At 33.9% G+C, this 17752-nt stretch carries 13 protein-coding genes, 1 other RNA gene and 2 pseudogenes; 2 read left to right on the top strand and 14 right to left on the bottom strand.

Going from position 1 to position 17752, the window contains the following annotated elements:
• Window positions 1–62: 62 nt before the first annotated feature.
• Window positions 63–159, bottom strand: an RNA gene (gene ffs, locus STRUR_RS11125) — signal recognition particle sRNA small type.
• Window positions 160–324: 165 nt separating this feature from the next.
• Between ffs and STRUR_RS00785 the strand changes: the two genes are divergently transcribed.
• On the top strand, window positions 325–681 hold the full coding sequence (locus tag STRUR_RS00785) for a hypothetical protein (RefSeq protein WP_006740637.1): 357 nt from the start codon (window positions 325–327) through the stop codon (window positions 679–681).
• Window positions 682–769: 88 nt separating this feature from the next.
• Here the strand turns inward: STRUR_RS00785 and tadA are convergent, their stop codons facing one another.
• The 5 genes and pseudogenes from tadA to tgt form a co-directional block, all read right to left on the bottom strand.
• Window positions 770–1267, bottom strand: a complete 498-nt coding sequence (gene tadA, locus STRUR_RS00780) for a tRNA adenosine(34) deaminase TadA (RefSeq protein WP_006739179.1) — start codon at window positions 1265–1267, stop codon at window positions 770–772.
• A gap of 3 nt (window positions 1268–1270) precedes the next feature.
• Window positions 1271–2044, bottom strand: a complete 774-nt coding sequence (locus STRUR_RS00775; protein ID WP_006739396.1) for an MBL fold metallo-hydrolase — start codon at window positions 2042–2044, stop codon at window positions 1271–1273.
• Between the two features lie 108 nt (window positions 2045–2152).
• Complete coding sequence (locus tag STRUR_RS00770) at window positions 2153–2692, bottom strand: biotin transporter BioY (RefSeq protein ID WP_196792577.1); 540 nt, start codon at window positions 2690–2692, stop codon at window positions 2153–2155.
• Window positions 2693–3001, bottom strand: a pseudogene (locus STRUR_RS11165) (CHY zinc finger protein).
• Between the two features lie 109 nt (window positions 3002–3110).
• Window positions 3111–4253, bottom strand: a complete 1143-nt coding sequence (gene tgt / locus STRUR_RS00765; protein WP_006738438.1) for a tRNA guanosine(34) transglycosylase Tgt — start codon at window positions 4251–4253, stop codon at window positions 3111–3113.
• A gap of 181 nt (window positions 4254–4434) precedes the next feature.
• On the opposite strand from tgt, the gene STRUR_RS00760 reads away from it, so the two are divergent.
• A complete protein-coding gene (locus tag STRUR_RS00760; RefSeq protein WP_006740092.1) occupies window positions 4435–5277 on the top strand; it encodes a DUF975 family protein in 843 nt (280 codons plus the stop codon).
• Here the strand turns inward: STRUR_RS00760 and perR are convergent.
• From perR to STRUR_RS00715, 8 genes and pseudogenes are all read right to left on the bottom strand, one after another.
• Window positions 5216–5677 (bottom strand): peroxide-responsive transcriptional repressor PerR, encoded by a 462-nt coding sequence (gene perR, locus STRUR_RS00755; RefSeq protein ID WP_006740635.1) that lies wholly within the window; start codon window positions 5675–5677, stop codon window positions 5216–5218. The genes STRUR_RS00760 and perR overlap by 62 nt on opposite strands.
• A gap of 79 nt (window positions 5678–5756) precedes the next feature.
• Window positions 5757–8399 carry a DNA polymerase I gene (gene polA, locus STRUR_RS00750; protein ID WP_006739388.1) on the bottom strand — a complete coding sequence of 881 codons (2643 nt, stop codon included), beginning with the start codon at window positions 8397–8399 and terminating at the stop codon, window positions 5757–5759.
• A gap of 82 nt (window positions 8400–8481) precedes the next feature.
• A complete protein-coding gene (locus STRUR_RS00745; RefSeq protein ID WP_006740154.1) occupies window positions 8482–10212 on the bottom strand; it encodes an ABC transporter permease/substrate binding protein in 1731 nt (576 codons plus the stop codon).
• A 15-nt stretch (window positions 10213–10227) separates the two neighbouring features.
• A complete protein-coding gene (locus STRUR_RS00740) occupies window positions 10228–11442 on the bottom strand; it encodes a quaternary amine ABC transporter ATP-binding protein (RefSeq protein WP_006740420.1) in 1215 nt (404 codons plus the stop codon).
• A 322-nt stretch (window positions 11443–11764) separates the two neighbouring features.
• Window positions 11765–12652 carry a diacylglycerol/lipid kinase family protein gene (locus STRUR_RS00735; protein WP_006739748.1) on the bottom strand — a complete coding sequence of 296 codons (888 nt, stop codon included), beginning with the start codon at window positions 12650–12652 and terminating at the stop codon, window positions 11765–11767.
• Window positions 12653–12718: 66 nt separating this feature from the next.
• Window positions 12719–15868, bottom strand: a pseudogene (locus tag STRUR_RS12075) (polysaccharide lyase 8 family protein).
• A gap of 186 nt (window positions 15869–16054) precedes the next feature.
• Window positions 16055–17338 carry an FAD-binding oxidoreductase gene (locus STRUR_RS00720; protein WP_006740182.1) on the bottom strand — a complete coding sequence of 428 codons (1284 nt, stop codon included), beginning with the start codon at window positions 17336–17338 and terminating at the stop codon, window positions 16055–16057.
• The gene (locus STRUR_RS00715) at window positions 17335–17751 is read right to left on the bottom strand and encodes an FAD:protein FMN transferase (RefSeq protein WP_126430484.1); all 417 of its coding nucleotides are present in this window, start codon (window positions 17749–17751) and stop codon (window positions 17335–17337) included. Before STRUR_RS00715 ends, STRUR_RS00720 begins: the two co-directional genes overlap by 4 nt.
• Window position 17752 lies beyond the last annotated feature (1 nt).

The raw sequence follows: 17752 nt of genomic DNA, 5'->3' as shown, positions 1-17752 counted from the left end.
TTCATTAGATTAGACTAACTAATACTAATATACCTTAAAATTCTAAACTTAGCAATGAAATGACTAGTTACAAAAAAGAGCACACACAAGAAATCGCTTAGGGCTGCTAGATTCCTCTCCTGACCCACTTCACGCACTCATGTTGCTCCACCTATAATATAGCATAAAGAATAAAATTATTCAACTTTAAAAACAATCTTCCTTAATGACAGTTTTTTCTTGAAAAGATTTTTTATTTTTTGTATTATTGTATTACTTGGTTGATATAAAGTGCTTGAAAAACAACTAATTATTATTTTAACTTTTAGAATGGAATCAATTTATATGATAAAGACAAAACATTTATTCTTATCTCTAATTGCGACACTTGCTTTAGGCATCAGCTTAGCAAGTCAATTCACAACAACAGCAAATGCAGATACTATTGCTAAAAGTCCTAGTGAAGAGCTTTCATTTCCAGAATTAGAAGCACGCTACGCCTTGCCTTCTTATCAAAAACTAAATATGCTTTTACTAGCCAATGGTATCGATGACTATGACGCTGGATTTTTCTTAGTCATTACTGATGAAAGTCAATATAACAGCTTTTCCCAGACATTTTCAAAACAAACCAAAGAACAAATTAAAGAAAAAGTTGATAAGGATTTAAACCAATTCTTTAGTGGCTTTGGTCCAAAATAATACTTTTAAAATGACTTTATAATCTCAAAGTCAACCTTCTATATTAGACATATCAAAAAAAAGAGAAGATTCTTCTTCTCTTTTCATTTTAGTGACTATCAGTTACCTGATTTTGTTTTTTAGCATCTCTTCTTTTTTTAAAAAAGGTCTGCATCATCTCAGCACATCTGTCTGCTAATATGCCTGTTTCAACAAGAACTCTATGATTTAGACGTTTGTCTGTCAAAATATCATATAAACTCCCTGCCGCTCCAAATTTTTGATTACTAGCACCATAAATGACGTGTGGAATTCTTGCAAGTCCAATAGCACCACTACACATAATACATGGCTCTATTGTTACAAATAATGTTGTGTCTAACAAGCGCCAATTCCCTTCAACTGCATTGGCTTCATTGATTGCCATTATTTCTGCATGCATGACTGCTTGATTTAATTCCTCTCGAGCGTTATGTCCTCGTCCGATGATGTGATTATCTTTAACAATGACACAACCTATTGGAATCTCATCTTTGGCAAGTGATTTTTCTGCTTCCAATAGAGCTTGCGTCATAAAATACTCTTTTTCTTCTTGTGAGAAATCCATCAGCTAGTTTCCTAAATCCCAAGATTTGTGAGGTTGAGCTAAATCTACTGGAATTCCAGATGAGTACAACTCAGCTTCTTGTCTCAATAACTCTAAGTGATTTTCTGCTTCTATTTCTTTTGGTGGGAGTGGTGGCATATGAGTTAGCACAAGGCGTTTTACTTTAGCTTGTGTCGCAATTTCCCCAGCTTCTTTAGTGGTTAGATGAGCAAAATGATTTTCATTGCCTTCATATAAATAAACATCAGCTAATAACAAATCTGCCTCTTTAGCAAATGGTGCCAATTCTTTAAAGTAACCAGTATCTCCAGTAAAGACAAGAACGTGACCAGTTTGTCGCTCAACAATCCTAAAAGCATAACAAACCACTGGATGAACTGTCTTGATAAAAGTAATATCAAAAGGACCAATAGCCTGACTACCATTAACATCATAGGCAATCCCATCTGAGACACCTTCCATTGTCAATTTAGCAAATTCATGTTTATCTTCATCATGACCATATATTGGTAAACTTTTTGGCTCCCAAAGGTGTTTTGGATAGAGTTGTCTATAATGTCTTAAAACACCTAAATCAGCAACATGATCAGGATGATAATGACTTATGATAACGGCATCTAAATCTAAAGGACTTATTTCTTTTTCTAACTCATTTAAAGAACGACTTCCTGCATCCATCAATAATTGAAATCCATCTTGGCTAGTAACTAGGTAAGAAGTTGTTCCACCATCTTTATAGGGATAACCTCCCCAGCAACCTAATGTAGTTAATTTCATATTTACACCTTCCTTATACCATTTTCTTCATTATATCAAATGACTAAGGTTTTGCCTTTCTAAAAGATAAAAAAATAACCTGATGGTATCAGGTTACGATTTTATCATTTATCCTATCTGTTTTATTAAACTATCTTTATAACGGTGTGCAATAACAGCAGCTACCATTGCTTTGACGGTATCCCCTGGAATAAAGACTAGATTTGTAATAAGTGCTTTTAAAAGAGGCATTCCTGTATATATACCTAACCAAATAGAACCAATCACATCAACAACTAGAACACCAGCTATAAACAAGACAACAAAAATCATTAGAGTCGTTTGTGGCTTTAACCATTGGGATAATCGGCCAACTATAAGAGGAACCGCTAACCAAGCCAGTACATAACCCGCTGTTGGTCCCATAAAGACTGGAACACTCATTCTACCACCTGAAAAGACAGGGATAAACAAGCCCAAGATAAATAATAATAATATTGATAAACTTCCTTTTTTAGTACCTAATAATATCGCTGCTAACATAACGCCTAAGTTTTGAAGAACAATTGGTACAGGGATAAAGCCTAGTGGAATCCCTGGGATTAGTCCAAGAATAACTAATATCGTTGTCATCATGGCGACTTGAATGAGGTGTTTTGATTGCATTATTTACTCCTTTTGAAAATAGACACTTTCATGCCGTTTACAATTGGGATTAAAAGAATGATGACAATAAGGGCAACTTCCTAATTTGTATTAGTTTAAGGTGAGATAATTTCGACATTTTCCACATAAAACAGGAATAGCTTCTTCTAAAGTTGTCGGTTTAAACTTATGGTTTTCGCATTCATCATGACAGTGAAAACAAGCATAATAGCGCTCACAATAGCTGCATTTTAAAGCAACGATATCGTTTACTGTATGATAATGAATACATCTTCCTTCTTTATCGATGGTCTTTCCAAATAATTTCGTCATTTCTTAATCCTTGTATCATAGTTTAATCAATTTTTTATTTATTGTCAACTATATTTTTTAAAATGGTTAACTTTAAAAATAAAAAAAGAAATCCTAAATATTTAGGATTTTAAAAATTACGACTTGATTGATTGTAACCATAGCGTTCTAAGAAGTCAGCTCGGAATTCAAGTAGATTATCTTCCACGATTGCTTGACGAACTTTTTTCATGAGGTTAAGCAAGAAATAGAGATTATGATAACTGGTCAAGCGAATACCAAAGGTCTCATCTGCTTTGAGCAAATGCCTAATGTAAGCTCTAGTATAGTTTCGACAAGTATAACAATCACAATCATGGTCCAATGGCGTAAAGTCTTCAGCGAATTTTGCATTTTTGACCACCAGTCTCCCTTCACTTGTCATACAAGTCCCATTACGTGCAATGCGAGTCGGGAGAACACAGTCAAACATGTCAACACCTCTAATGACACCATCAATAAGACTATCTGGTGCACCCACACCCATGAGGTAGCGTGGTTTATTTTCCGGTAATAAAGGTGTTGTAAAATCAAGTACGGCGTTCATTTCTTCATGACTTTCACCAACAGCTAAACCTCCAATTGAGTAGCCTGGGAAATCCATTCCAACTAAATCATGTGCAGATTGTCTTCTCAAATCTTCAAAACCCGCTCCTTGAACAATACCAAAAAGTCCTTGATCATTTGGTCTGCGATGAGCTTTCAAACCTCTTTCAGCCCATCGGCTAGTTCTTTCAATAGATTTTTTAACATAATCATAAGGTTGGTAAAATTGTGGGCATTCATCAAAACTCATCATGATGTCTGATCCCAAATTATTTTGAATAGAAATTGCTTTTTCTGGTGACAGAAACATTTTTGACCCATTTAGATGGTTTTTAAAGGTGACTCCTTCTTCTGTGATATTTCTTGAATCTGCTAATGAGTATACTTGAAAACCACCTGAATCAGTTAAAATAGCTTGATCCCAATTCATGAATTTATGAAGTCCACCAGCTTTTGCAACCAACTCATCTCCTGGTCTTAACCAAAGGTGATAAGTATTTGAAAGGATGATACCTGACCCCATTTCTTTTAATTCTTCTGGGGATTGTGTTTTAACAGTTGCTTGTGTTCCAACTGGCATGAACATTGGTGTTGGGAAAGTCCCATGTGGAGTGATAATTTCTCCAAGACGAGCACCTGTATGCTTTTCTTTTTTTATAAGACGATATTTAATCGGATAGTCTGCCATTTTTTCTCCTTGCTACCACGAAAAACAGTCGTGGGCTTTATGACTTTTTCTTCTTTAGCTTTATTATTTTAGCAAAAAAGTATTTAGTTGTCATCCTTCTTCGAAATGACTATGATTAACTTTCATTAACCTCTTTTATATTGGCACTATGTTATAATATTAGGAAGCAAAGGAGATTTATATGCGTATTAGCATGATTAAAAAAGAAGCAAAAGAGCTTTTGAGAGGGCTCAATCAAAAATACCTTTTGTTTGTCGTTCCTATTATTTTATCTATTTTTTACTATGGTATCAGTATTCATGAGTCAATAGCAACTAGCAATGGGATTGATGTTCCAATTTCTGCTTCTAGTTTTCCACTATTAATTCTTGGTATCCTAACTATTTTTGGATGCTCAGCTAGTTTTACAATTTTAGATGTTTTTCGTCACAAAAAGACTCAAGTCAATTTTGATGATACAAGTAAAGCATGGAAATCACCTCTTTTTTTAAAATTGATTTTGGTACTCTTATTAAGGCTACTTGTGATAACATTGTGGGCTATGATCTGGATGAGTGGTCTCTTCATCATAATTTGGGGCTTCCTACTATTTCAACAAGCAGGGCATCAATTGACGGTGTCTGTCTTGTTAGTTATTTTAGCTGGTGTAATATTGTATGTGCTAGAATTAGCTATTGTTATCAATAGACGATACGCCTATCGTATGGTCCCTTTTATCCTATATGACCATTTTGAAGACAATCAGGATCATAAACCAAGTCAAATTTTAAAAGAAAGTAATGCTTTAATGAAGCATTACAAATGGAAACTTTTTATCTTTGATTTGAGTTTTATTGGTTATTTTATATTGGTCTTTTTAACTTTTGGCTTTGCTTTATTCTATGTATTACCTTATCAATTAACAGCTGAAACAAACTTCTATAGGTATCTAAATGAAAAAATAATTAAGGTGTTTGCCTTAATTATTTTTTTTCGTTTAATTGACACTCTGGACAAATACCATAGGCCACAATTGGAATTCTAGTGATTTTAAATCCCGTTTGTTCGTAAGCCTCTTTTGCAATATCCAATATATCAACATCCATAAAGTCAATAATTTTCCCACAGCGTTCACAAACAGCATTGACATGCTGATGACCCATAAAATCATAATAGGAAGTATTATCATTGGCAATTTTTATTTCTGTGACAAACTCTTCATCAACCAACACTTTTAAATTATTATAAACTGTTGCCAAACTCATATTCGGAAATTTAGGTTTTAAATCTTTATATATCATTTCAGCACTAGGATGTTCCTTTGACTGTATCATATATAAAATAATGACTTTGCGTGTTTCAGTAATTCTAATGTGTTTGTCTCTTAGATGCTCAAGGACATTGTCATAGGCATCTAAAGCTTTTTGATGAGAATGCGTATCCATAAGCCACTCCTTTCAACAATCACCCATTTTTCTCAATCATTATATCATAAATACTTTAAAAACAAAGTAAGCATTACATTTATTTGGCTTCGTACCATGTTTTCCCAGCATTTTCCTCAGCAATCATTGGAACTGTGAATTGAACTGCTGATTCCATCGTTTCTTTGACCAATCTTCGTATTGCTTCTAATTCATCGTTAGGCACTTCTAAAACAATCTCATCATGCACTTGTAATAGCATCTGAGATTTATAGTGTCCCTTTTCAAGAGCTTTATCAAGATTAATCATGGCAATCTTCAAGATATCTGCAGCACTTCCTTGAATTGGTGAGTTAATAGCTGTTCTCTCAGCAAAACTTCTAACGTTAAAGTCTCTAGAATTAATATCTGGAAGTTCACGACGTCTCTTGAAAAGAGTCTCAACATAGCCCTTATCTTTTGCTTCTCTAACAATATTATCCATATAGTTTTTGATGCCTGGATAACGTTCAAAGTATCTTTCAATATAGTCTTTAGCCTTTTTACGACTAATTCCCAAATTGTTTGATAATCCAAAATCTGAAATACCATAAACAATTCCAAAGTTTACAGCTTTAGCATTTCTTCTATCATTTGGAGTTACATCTTCCGGTTTTTCAATGTTAAAGACACGCATTGCAGTTGATGTATGGATATCAGCACCTTCATTAAATGCTGCTATCAAATGCTCATCTTTAGAAATATGTGCAAGCACACGAAGTTCAATTTGTGAGTAATCTGAACTCAATAAGACTGAGTCTTGATGAGAAGGGGTAAAAGCTTTACGTATTAAGCGACCTTGTTCAAGTCTAATTGGAATATTTTGAAGGTTTGGATCAATACTTGATAGACGGCCCGTTTGTGTTAAATCTTGTTGATAGCGTGTATGTATTTTCCCATCTTCTAGAATATAATCTTGCAAACCAATGACGTATGTCGATTGTAACTTTGTAATTTGACGATATTCTAAAATTTTTGCCACAATCGGGGCTACTGGGGCAAGTCTTTCTAAGACATCAACTGCTGTTGAATAACCTGTCTTTGTTTTTTTAGTCATTTCAAGTGGTAAACCCATGGTTTCAAACAATATATGACCTAATTGCTTTGGAGAATTAATATTAAATTCTTCGCCAGCCATATCATAGATTTCTTGAGTTAACTGTTCGATGATGACTTTATTTTGAATCGCCATATCTTGAAGACTGTTTTTATTAACCTTGATACCTGCAATTTCCATTTTTGCTAAAACATTAGCTAGGGGTAACTCCATCTCAAAAAATAAGTCATCTTGATTATGGTCAGATAAATGCTGACGCATTACTGGCTCGCTCTCAATCAAGACTTTAACTTTTCTAGCTAGATGTCCTAGTAAAACATCTTTTGCAGGGATAGCACGTTTGACACCTTTTCCATAAACCACATCATCTGATTCTAGAGGTGTCTGTGCATAAAGATGAGCAATGGTTGAGATAGTGTTATCTTCAACAGTTGATAGTAAATATTTTGCAAGTCGACTATCAAAACTTGCTGTTGGCATATCTATTCCAAGATGACTTAATAAAACTTTGGTTCGTTTCATGTCATATGTCTTGATTGGCTGAGATAAGACTTCAATAAATGCTTCTGTTTTTAGTAATTCCAAATCGGTCGAAGCGAAAATGCCATTGTCATCACCCCAAGCAAACCCGATAATAGGCTCTGTATGATAGTTATCTCTTAAAACTTCAAAATAGAAGAAACTATCTGTTGTAAACTGTTCTTTTGTTATCTCAGTTGGTTCTGTATAAGTCACTTTTTCAACAGCTTTTGTTGGTAGTTGACTAGAGAGGCTAGCTCTTAATTGGGTAAATCCCATCTCTTCATAAAATGATGGCAGTGTTTCAAGATTTGGACCTTTGTAGACAAGATCATCAAGTCCTATAGCAATAGGAGACTGTGTGTTAATAGTTGCTAGTGTTTTTGATAAGAAGGCTTGATTTTTATCATTAATCAAGTTTTCCTTCATCTTAGAAGCCTTCATCTCATCAATATGGTCATAAATACCTTCTAATGATCCATATTCATGTAAAAGTTTGAGACCAGTCTTCTCACCAATCTTTGTAACACCAGGAATATTATCAGATTTATCACCCATAAGTGCTTTCAAATCAATAAATTGTTCTGGTGTAATTCCCATTTTTTCCATCAAGTAAGCTGGTGTAAATTCTTCAAATTCAGCAACACCTTTTTTGGAAATTTCAACTACGGTATTACTATCAGTCAACTGAATTAAGTCTTTATCACCACTAACAATCGTTACATCAAATGGAATCTCTGTATGTTCTGCCATTTTATCTAGGGTTCCAATGATATCATCAGCTTCATAACTCACAAGATCATAATAAGGTATCCCTAGTGCTGTGAGCATTTCACGGATATAAGGAAATTGTTCTCTAAATTCATCAGGTGTCTTAGCGCGTCCAGCTTTATAATCAGCATACATTTCTGTTCTAAATGTTGTTTTTCCAGCATCGAAAGCAACCAGAACATGTGTCGGTTGTACACGTTTCATCATATGATCCAACATCAAATGAAATCCATAAATAGCATTTGTGTGAAAGCCGTTATTATTTTTAAAGCGATCAATTTGATTGTAGAGAGCAAAAAAAGCTCTAAAAGCAACTGATGAACCATCAATTAAGAGTAATTTATTCTTGTTTTCCATATTGTTATTATAGCATAGGATAGCTTAAAACTGAGTTAATTAGGGTTTTGAAAATAAAAAAAGTACCACTTGGGTACTTTTTTTATTTTGTCCATTCAGAAACTTTATCTTCGTTAGCATCAATCCATTTTTTAGCAGCTTTTTCAGGATCAGTACCATTGTTGATATCAAGCATCACAGATTCCATATCTTTTTTAGTCCAATGGAATTTATTGATGATTTTATAGAGTTTAGGATTGTCTTTTTTGAGTCCCTTACGAGCAATGGTATTGATATTTTCTGATGAACCAAATGAACCTTTAGGATCTTTTAAGTATTTTAACTTATACTTAGCAAACATCCAATGCGGTGTCCAACCAGTAACAATAATTTCTTTTTTCTTCTTGATAGCTTGATCAAGTGATGTCGTCATCGCACCAGTTGAAGCTGAAACAAGTTCATAATTTGATAAACTTGAATAATCTTTTAGAGCTGATTTAGCAGCATTCATAATACCAGCACCTGGTTCAATACCAGTAATTTTGTTATCTGCTTGACCATTTAAATCTTCAATACTGTTAACATCAGTCATATAACTTGGTACAACTAAACCTAATTTTGTTCCTTTTAAGTTTGGTCCAAGATTATCCAATTTTGATTTGTATTTCTTGTATTGTTCACCATGAGTGACTGGTAACCATGCACTTGTTGAAAAGTCTGCATTACCATTTGCCACAGTCTGCCACATGACAGCATTATCAAGTGGTGTCATTTCGACATTATAGCCTTCTTTTTTCAAGACTTGAGCAATAACATTTGATGAAGCAACTTCTGAGTCCCATTGAACATAAGCAATTTTAACTTTTTCCCCATTACCAGAACCTTCAGAAGTCATGTTTGCAACAACGCGTCCAATAGCTGCAATGGCAAAAACAACAATAGCTGCAATGGCAACGATTTTATTTGCTGAATACTTGCTGTTTTCAGATTTTTGAACTTTTGTATTAAAGGTTTGTGTCACGCGGTCCAAAATAATTGCTAAAATAACTAAAGCAAGACCACTAACAAAACCAGTACCAATATCAGCATGTTGTAGCGCTGATAAGACATCACGACCTAAACCAGGTGCACCGATCATTGAACCAGTAACAACCATTGAAAGGGCAAGCATCATTGTTTGGTTAATACCAGCCATAATGGTATTTTTAGCCAAAGGCAATTCAACTTTAAACAACTTTTGACGTGATGTTGATCCGAAGGCATCAGATGCTTCAACCAATTCTGTTGGAATTTCACGAATTCCTAAGTTTGTAAAACGAACAGTTGGTGGTAAGGCAAAGATAACGGATGCGAATACACCTGGAACCATACCAATACCGAAGAAGGCAACTGCAGGAATCAAGTAAACGAAGGCAGGCATTGTTTGCATGAAGTCAAGAATGGGATTTACAATTTTCTTAACAGTTTCACTCTTAGCCATCCAAATACCTAGTGGAATACCAATAATCACAGAAACCAGACTGGCAACTAATACTAAGGTAAATGTATTGATCAAGTTTTCCCACAACCCTTGATTGTAAATAAATAGTAATCCAAGGAATGTGAATAATGGTAATGGCCATTTCTTTTTAGCTAAAAAGAAAACCGCCACTGTGAGTAGTACTATAAATAAAAGTGGGTTAATGAAGAGTAAGGTATTTGTTACCCAATCCATTAATGCATTACCACCTTTTTGTAATACATCAAATAAACCAGAGAAAGTAGCCGTAATCCACTCTGTAAATGATTCCACCACTTTAGCTACTGGTAGTTTTTCTAATAAAATGTTATTCAAACCAATTTATCCTCTCTATGCTTTTACTTCTTCTTCAATCTCTTCTTCATCTTGAATATTCGCCAAGGCTTCGATGACACGGCCTCTGATAATAACTCCAAGAAGACGATTATTTTCGTCTGTTACAGCAATTGGTGCTGATGAGTCATAGATAAGTGGCAAAATATCTGTAATGATAGTGTCTTTTGATACCGTTCTGACATCACGATCGATAACTTCTGAAAGAGGTAAACCTTTTTTCCTAGCTTCGATTGCATCATCTGCTGTTAGTGAACCAACCAATTGACGTCGTTTATTAGTAGCCATTAGCATTGAAACTTCTTCAGTATACATTCTATTTAATGCAACTTGAGGACCATCAAGTTCAACAGTTGTTGTTAACGGTTTAATCATGATATTTTGAGCAGTCAAGACTTTAGAACGGTCAATATCTTCGACGAACTCACGAACAAAGTCGTTGGCTGGATTGGTAAGAATTTCTTCACCTGTACCAATTTGCATGATTTTCCCATCTTTCATCAATGCAATACGATCACCAATACGAAGGGCTTCGTTCAAATCATGACTGATGAAAATGATAGTTTGTTGGTTACTTTCTTGTAAATCAAGTAACTCATCTTGCATTTCACGTCTGATTAGTGGGTCAAGAGCTGAGAAAGCTTCGTCCATTAATAAAATCTTAGGGCTATTTGCCAATGCACGCGCTAAACCAACACGCTGTTGCATCCCACCGGATAATTGGTCTGGATATTGATCTTTAAATGGTAATAAACCTGAATTTTCAAGAGCTTTTTCGGCAATTTCTTGTCTTTCAGATTTAGCAATTCCCCGTAGTTCCAAACCAAACTCTGCATTTTCCAAAATTGTTTTATGTGGAAATAATCCAAAGTTTTGGAATACCATGTTAATGTCGTGACGTCTAATGTCACGTAATTGTTCAGGGTTCATTTTTGAAATATCTTTATCATCTAATAAGATACTCCCTGAAGATGGTTCGATCAAACGGTTTAACATACGAACCAGTGTAGATTTCCCACTACCAGAAAGTCCCATGATAACGAAAATTTCGCCTTCTTTAACTTCAAAGCTAGCATCATAAACACCAACTGTAGCACCAGTTGCTTTTAAGATTTCCGTTTTGCTTCTTCCTTGTTTTACGAGATCAAGGGCAGCCTTTTGTTTTTTACCAAAAATTTTGGTTAAGTTTTTAACTTCTAAAATGTTTCCCATTTTTTTCTCCAATATTATTTTATGTCTTATCGAAAAGTGACACATCTTAATTCAAATGAGATGGTCTCTTTTTTTCTTAAAAAAAGAATCTGCCTAAACAGAACATAACTATTATAACAAGAGTGGTCTCTTTTTGTCAAATGTCTTGTTCACTAAAAAAGCCTTTAATAGCAAGGATTTTCATTTGATAAGATTTCAAAAACGAAGCTAAAAAGCTCATTATAGGCAATGAAAGGGGTAACAAAAAAATGAGGATTTTAACGAAAATTTCTAATAACTATTTTTATTAAAGCTAAAAAAGCCTCTCGACAAGAGAAACTTTTTAGTGACAAGTGTAAATTGTAAGATGAGATGGTAGAACACTAACTGTAATGGGAAGTTCATCTCCTTCATCTCCATCCACATTGATGGTTAATCCTTTTTGATCTGTTGAGATACTAGCTTTTTCAAAAACGTGATAAGAAACATTTTGATCTGAATCATAAACCCCAGTCACTAAACTTGGAATAGCTTTAACAGTATCCATAAAGGTCTGATCTTTTAAATAGACAAAATGAAGTTTTCCATCATCTACTTTTGCCTCTGGAATGAGCTGTTCAAAGCCACCAATCGAATTTGTCAAGCCTATGAGAATCGTACTGGTTTTGATTTCTTGCTTTTTCCCATCAATGTCAACCTGAAAATGATAGGCTTCATTATTAACCATATTCTTAAAGCCTGAGATAAAATAAGCTAATTTACCAAATTTTGTTTTTTCATTTGGGTCAACATCATTAACTGACTCTGGAATGGTTCCAATAGCAATGACATTCATAAAATAATGCTCATTTACTCTTCCAATGTCTAAATCACTCGTCTCTTCAAAAGACATTTTTGAGATGGCTTCTTCTGGGTCAAGTGGCATCTTTAAGACACGCGCCAAATCATTGACGGTTCCCAGAGGGAAAAAGCCAAAATGGGGTCTATGAGCTTGCTCAGCAATGCCATTAATACCTTCATTTACAGTTCCATCACCGCCCATGACAAAAATACTATGATATTGTTCTTTTGCAGCTTGTTTAGAAAATTGAACAGCATCTCCCTCTTTTTCAGTCAACTTTAAATCAACACTATCAAAATAGGCTTTCAACTTTTTCATGGCTTTTTCTTGATAAGATTTTGCCTTTTCTCCACCTGAACTTGGATTGACAATTAACATAGCATTTTTCAATAGATTTCCCCAATCAATTCTTTTATTTTACCTATTTTAACACAAAGATTAGAAATATTATCTATTTTAATGTTTTAAATATTGATGATTGATAATTGCTGTTTTTTCATTAATCAGATACAAACCTGTTTTAGTAATTATCTGATTTGAAATGATTTTTTGAGTTGGAGTATGATTAGCTAGTGCATAAATTTGTTGCTTACTATCGTAAATAGCCTGGAGGTCCTTTTGATTTGATAAAAGCTTAAGTGATGGCTCAGCCAGTTCTTTTGAAAATTGGTCTTGACTGACATTTGGCATCATACTATAAGCATAAGTCTTTTTTTCTTTTGTATGATACTGTTTAATGGATAAAAATGACTGTGTCAGATTCTCTTTATTCTTATCTTTTTCATTGATATCTGTCCATTTCCCACTGTGGCTCTCTTCAGCCAATGAAATTGAAGTTGGATTAAAGAACTGATAACCGACTGCTATTTTTTTATCTTTAGAGATAAGATAAATTGAGGTTACATTTTGATACACTTGTTTTTCTTTTGGATTTACCAAAGTCTGATTAATATAGACTTGATATGGATTGCTTGGATCTATCCTTTTTTGATCAATAGTGGTCACCACTTCTGACTGACTTTTATTCTTAATATCTGATCCCAAAAAGACAATTTTATCATTTAAGATAAACCAAGATTTTTTAGCTGATAACTGACCATCCCAATTTTTAAATGCCATCGTAGCCACACCATTTTGATGCTCATCCTTGATAGAGCCAACAAATGATGACGATAAGGTTCTCATCCCAGATTTTTCTTTTCCAATTTCTTTGATTAAAACTGTTGTCACCTTTTTTCGATCTTGAACAAGCTCAGTTGTTCCTGGGAGTGAGTGAGCATCAACAGTTGGCCAATAATGGTTTGAATAATCTTGATTGCCTTTTTGGTAAAGGTAAAACATGCCATCACCAGAATACCAACCTTTTTGATTTTCATTATTCATACTTTCAAAATTCAAGACTTTTTTTGAATGCATTGCTAAAGCAAAGCTAAAGTCTTTTTTGGCATTTGTATAAACCAGTCTCGCCATTCTATTATATAGATGAAGTTGATTATTGTCTTTAAAATCTGCCACAGATTGATCAGACATCAGTTTATCCATGAGATAGAAATCCCAATAACTTGAAATACCTTGGTACCGGTTCCTTTCAGTTACTTTGTTTAATTCTGACTTTAATCTAGGTTTTAATGCAATCAGTTCATTATTTTCTGGGTAAGTATCAATCAGTCTTAGTATAGATCTAATAACCGCTAATGCTGTTTTTTGAGAGCTTTCATTTGATCTACTGATAGCACGGCCTCTGACCAAATCCATCATTTCTCCATTAACAATAAATGGTAAAAATGATTTCTTAAGCCAGGAATTCAGCACTGATAATTCAAATTGACTTAAAGCAAATCCAGATGATTTGACAAGTGGTGTTAGTTGACTAAAACCATCTAATAGCACAACTCCATAACCACCATTATAGGCAACATTAGTGTGATCAATATAAGAACCATCTTTATAGAAGCCTTCTTTTACAGCTTTGCCATCTTGAAAAGTAAACAGTTGTTTTAATTGACTGATTGCTGCTGACAGCCTGTCTTTATCTTGCAACAATTTTGATACGACTCAAATCAACTAAATTACCTCCTTTTGCTTCAAAAGGATTTCTTAAGGTTGATCTAAAGCTGTGGTGGTTTGGTAAGAAATAGTCAATTCCTCTTGTATAAGTTACGATTTCTTTATCAGAAAAATAAGGGAAAGTAAGGTTAACGTATTTACAATAGCTCTTGGAATGGCTACTTCATAATACCACCAATTTGAATCCGTTTTTTGTTGCATATTAGGATGATAGGCATTTTTTGCTAACCAATCCATATTTGATTTGATTTGTGATATTAGTTTCCCATCATGGTAATAAATGGACGTCGGGATGCTAATTTGTTTGGCCATTTTTTCTAATTGACGATAACTATTGACTAACTGATCAGGATTTATTTTTTTTAAATCATGCATTGACATCTCTTTTGTTCCTAAAAGATTCCGTCTTTCAGCCAAGATTTGTTTTATCTCTTTATCACTCTGTTGAGTCATCTGTCTCATTTTGACATTATCTTGATGATAAAACTGATCACCTAAGATACTTTGTTGCCAATAGTCGAGTTGCTTTTGATATGGATTCCCTTTTTGTTCCACAATAGTGAAAGAAAATGTCCCTTGTAATTTTCCATTGGTATCACGGGCTTCAATCGTCCCTTTTCCTATTTTTTTAGGAATTAACACGCCTTTTTCAATCCGTGCAACTTCATTATTAGCATCAACTATCGCATAAGATAGATTTTGATTTTTAAAAACATAGGCTTTGTGTAAGGGCAATTCAACACTTGTTTCAAGACTATTATCCACTTTTTTTATCTGAACTAATTTTTTCTCACCTAGTGGTCTTAGACCAATATTATTGAAAGTAACTTTTCCGCGTCCCTTATCATAATAAAGCTCTAGTCTCACTTTTGAAACCATTAAGTCTGGTGAGTAGTGTTGAATATTAGTTTGTTTATCTTCATTTCCCCTCGTCATTTGAGAATACCAAATCTGTTCTTTTTTCTGAATTGGATTTTTGTCATCTTTTTCAATAATCCTGACAAAGACTTGTGAAGTGATTCCTTTTGTTTCGACATCATAGTGTAGTTGATATGCTTGTTTTGGCTCAATAGTAATATCTTGATAAATGACACCTTTAAAATCATGGTCTTTTTGGTTTTCAATACTGATACCTTGTTGTGACGTTTTAATTACCGGAGGTTCTGTCGTTTTCGCTTTATCTTGATACAAATGCCAATCATCAACTACTTCATTTTGTTTATCATTGCCTTTCTGTGAATTGGATTTTTTTATAAATTGATCATTTTTTACTAGATTATCAGCAGTTGTGATAACTTGTTCTTTTTCATCTTGTAAATCAGGTCTTTCTAATAAACTCCCTTCCTTTTGTTCAAATCCCGTTTTTTCAGTAACTACTTGTTTTGGCGCACTTTCTAGGTTTTCAGTTGTCACTTGCTGTTCTTTATTAACTTCTGTAGCAATAGTTGTCACTTCTTCAGCATTAATACTAGGTATGACAAATAGACTCCCTAGTATAATAGATGAAAACAAAGCAACTACTTTAGTTTGTTTTTTCATGTTTCTCCTTTTTTCCCATAAAAAAGCCTAACCTTTCAAGAAGGTTAGGCTTTTAATCATTTTTGTTTAGTTAATGTTTATGAATAATAATGAATGTATTGTCACCTTCTTTTAATACTTTAAATGATAGTTTTACATTACCATATCATTGGCTAAAAAGTATCAAAAAGTCATAAACGGTTGTTCTTACCACGAGAATTCTTCAAAATAAATCTGATCAGCATGTAAACCTTGATCTAAAAAGAATGACTTCCAGTGTCGTCCCATACTTATAGGTCCACCTAATAATACAACAAGATTTGTCTTATCTTCTGGTAAGTGACTAAGAATATAGTCATCACTATAGCGACCAACTTGAAGTTGTCCTCTAAACTGAGGTCTTTGATTCCACTGTGCAATTTTTTCTTGATAAAGAAAGTCTTGCTCTTTTTTGACACTATAGAATAATTGTGTCGGTATATCTGGATTTCCTTCAGCTATTGAAAGTAAAGGAACAATTCCGATACCACCACCAATCATAACAAGTTCTTTGGCTTTGTTTTTCCGGATTACAGATTGGAATAAACTAAAACCACCATCTACTAAAACCTTTGAATCAATAGCTACCTGAGACAATTGTTTTGTAAAATCGCCATCTCCACGAATAGTTAAAACAAATTGGTTTTCTGTCTTTGGATCATTCACTAATGAAAAAGGATGTGGTTCAGTCATCCCTGAAATTTCAGGAAATGAAATAAAAATGTAATCCCCTGATTGTAATTTCAAGTGTGCTCTTCTAGAAACACTAATGACTAGTTCTCTGACATTATCAGCAATCAATTGATTCTTAACAAGATGGCCAGTGACATTACTTCTTTTTAGGTTTAGGAATGACCTAATATAGGCTACTGCTACAAAAAGACTTGTCAACCAAAACATTGCCATAAAAGGTGTGTTTGCGACAACATAATCTATTAACTGAACATGTATAAAGACTAATAGAGTTGCTATTAGGTTAAGTCTATGTAACCACAAGGATAATTCATGTTTAAATAGTTTTTCCAACCCTTTTTTAATCAATTGAAGTAACTTGACACGACTGGTTAACCAGCCAGCCATGAAGATTAAAGAATAAAGTGCCAAAGATAAGAAAATAGTAAATGCATAATCACCTGTTAGTTTAATCAAGCCGCTTGACTGACTATTTTCTTTATGTAAAAAAGCTAGTGCAATTGCTAAAATACTAATAATACCATGCATCATATAAGCATATGGCATTCCGATCAAACGATCAAGCCACTTTGGTTTCGTTCCAACATAGATGGCAAAAGGCATCCACACATATGCAATAACACCCAACATATAAGGCAGTGCTTTACTGGCATAAATACTTGGTAAACCACTACTAAAGGTAACTAAGAATGGTAGTGGAAGTACAAATAACACTATCAACCAGGCCATCCCTTGTATAAATGGTATTCGTTTTATCATACTCTTAATTCTCCATAATCAAAAAACTGTGGACCGTAGTGATCAACAAAAAAGCCTGAAAGATGATTCTTAGAAATCATATCTTTTAAATCATCACTTGTCCCAGATAAACCTGCTGTTGCCCAGACATCAGCAACACTCAAATCTTTACTAACAATGGTTACTTGTTTAACTTGACTATTATTCTTTTGTTTCACATGTCGTCCTCTTTTACTAAACCCAGAAGTTGCTAAGGCACCATTTGCTAGCTCAACTGTCGCACAGTATTTATTTATTTTATCAGGATCTTCAATTCCAATTTTCCATGTAAAATTAACATTTTCTTTAGTTGCCATTTGCATGTCACCTCCACCATTCAAACAAACTGCAATGATTAAGTCATCATTTAACAAGGGTTTTAAAGACTTTTTCAAT

The organism is Streptococcus urinalis 2285-97 (genome assembly GCF_000188055.2).
Lineage (GTDB): Bacteria > Bacillota > Bacilli > Lactobacillales > Streptococcaceae > Streptococcus > Streptococcus urinalis.
Note: the sequence above shows the minus strand (reverse complement) of the source record. Positions and strands in the feature narration are given on the sequence as shown.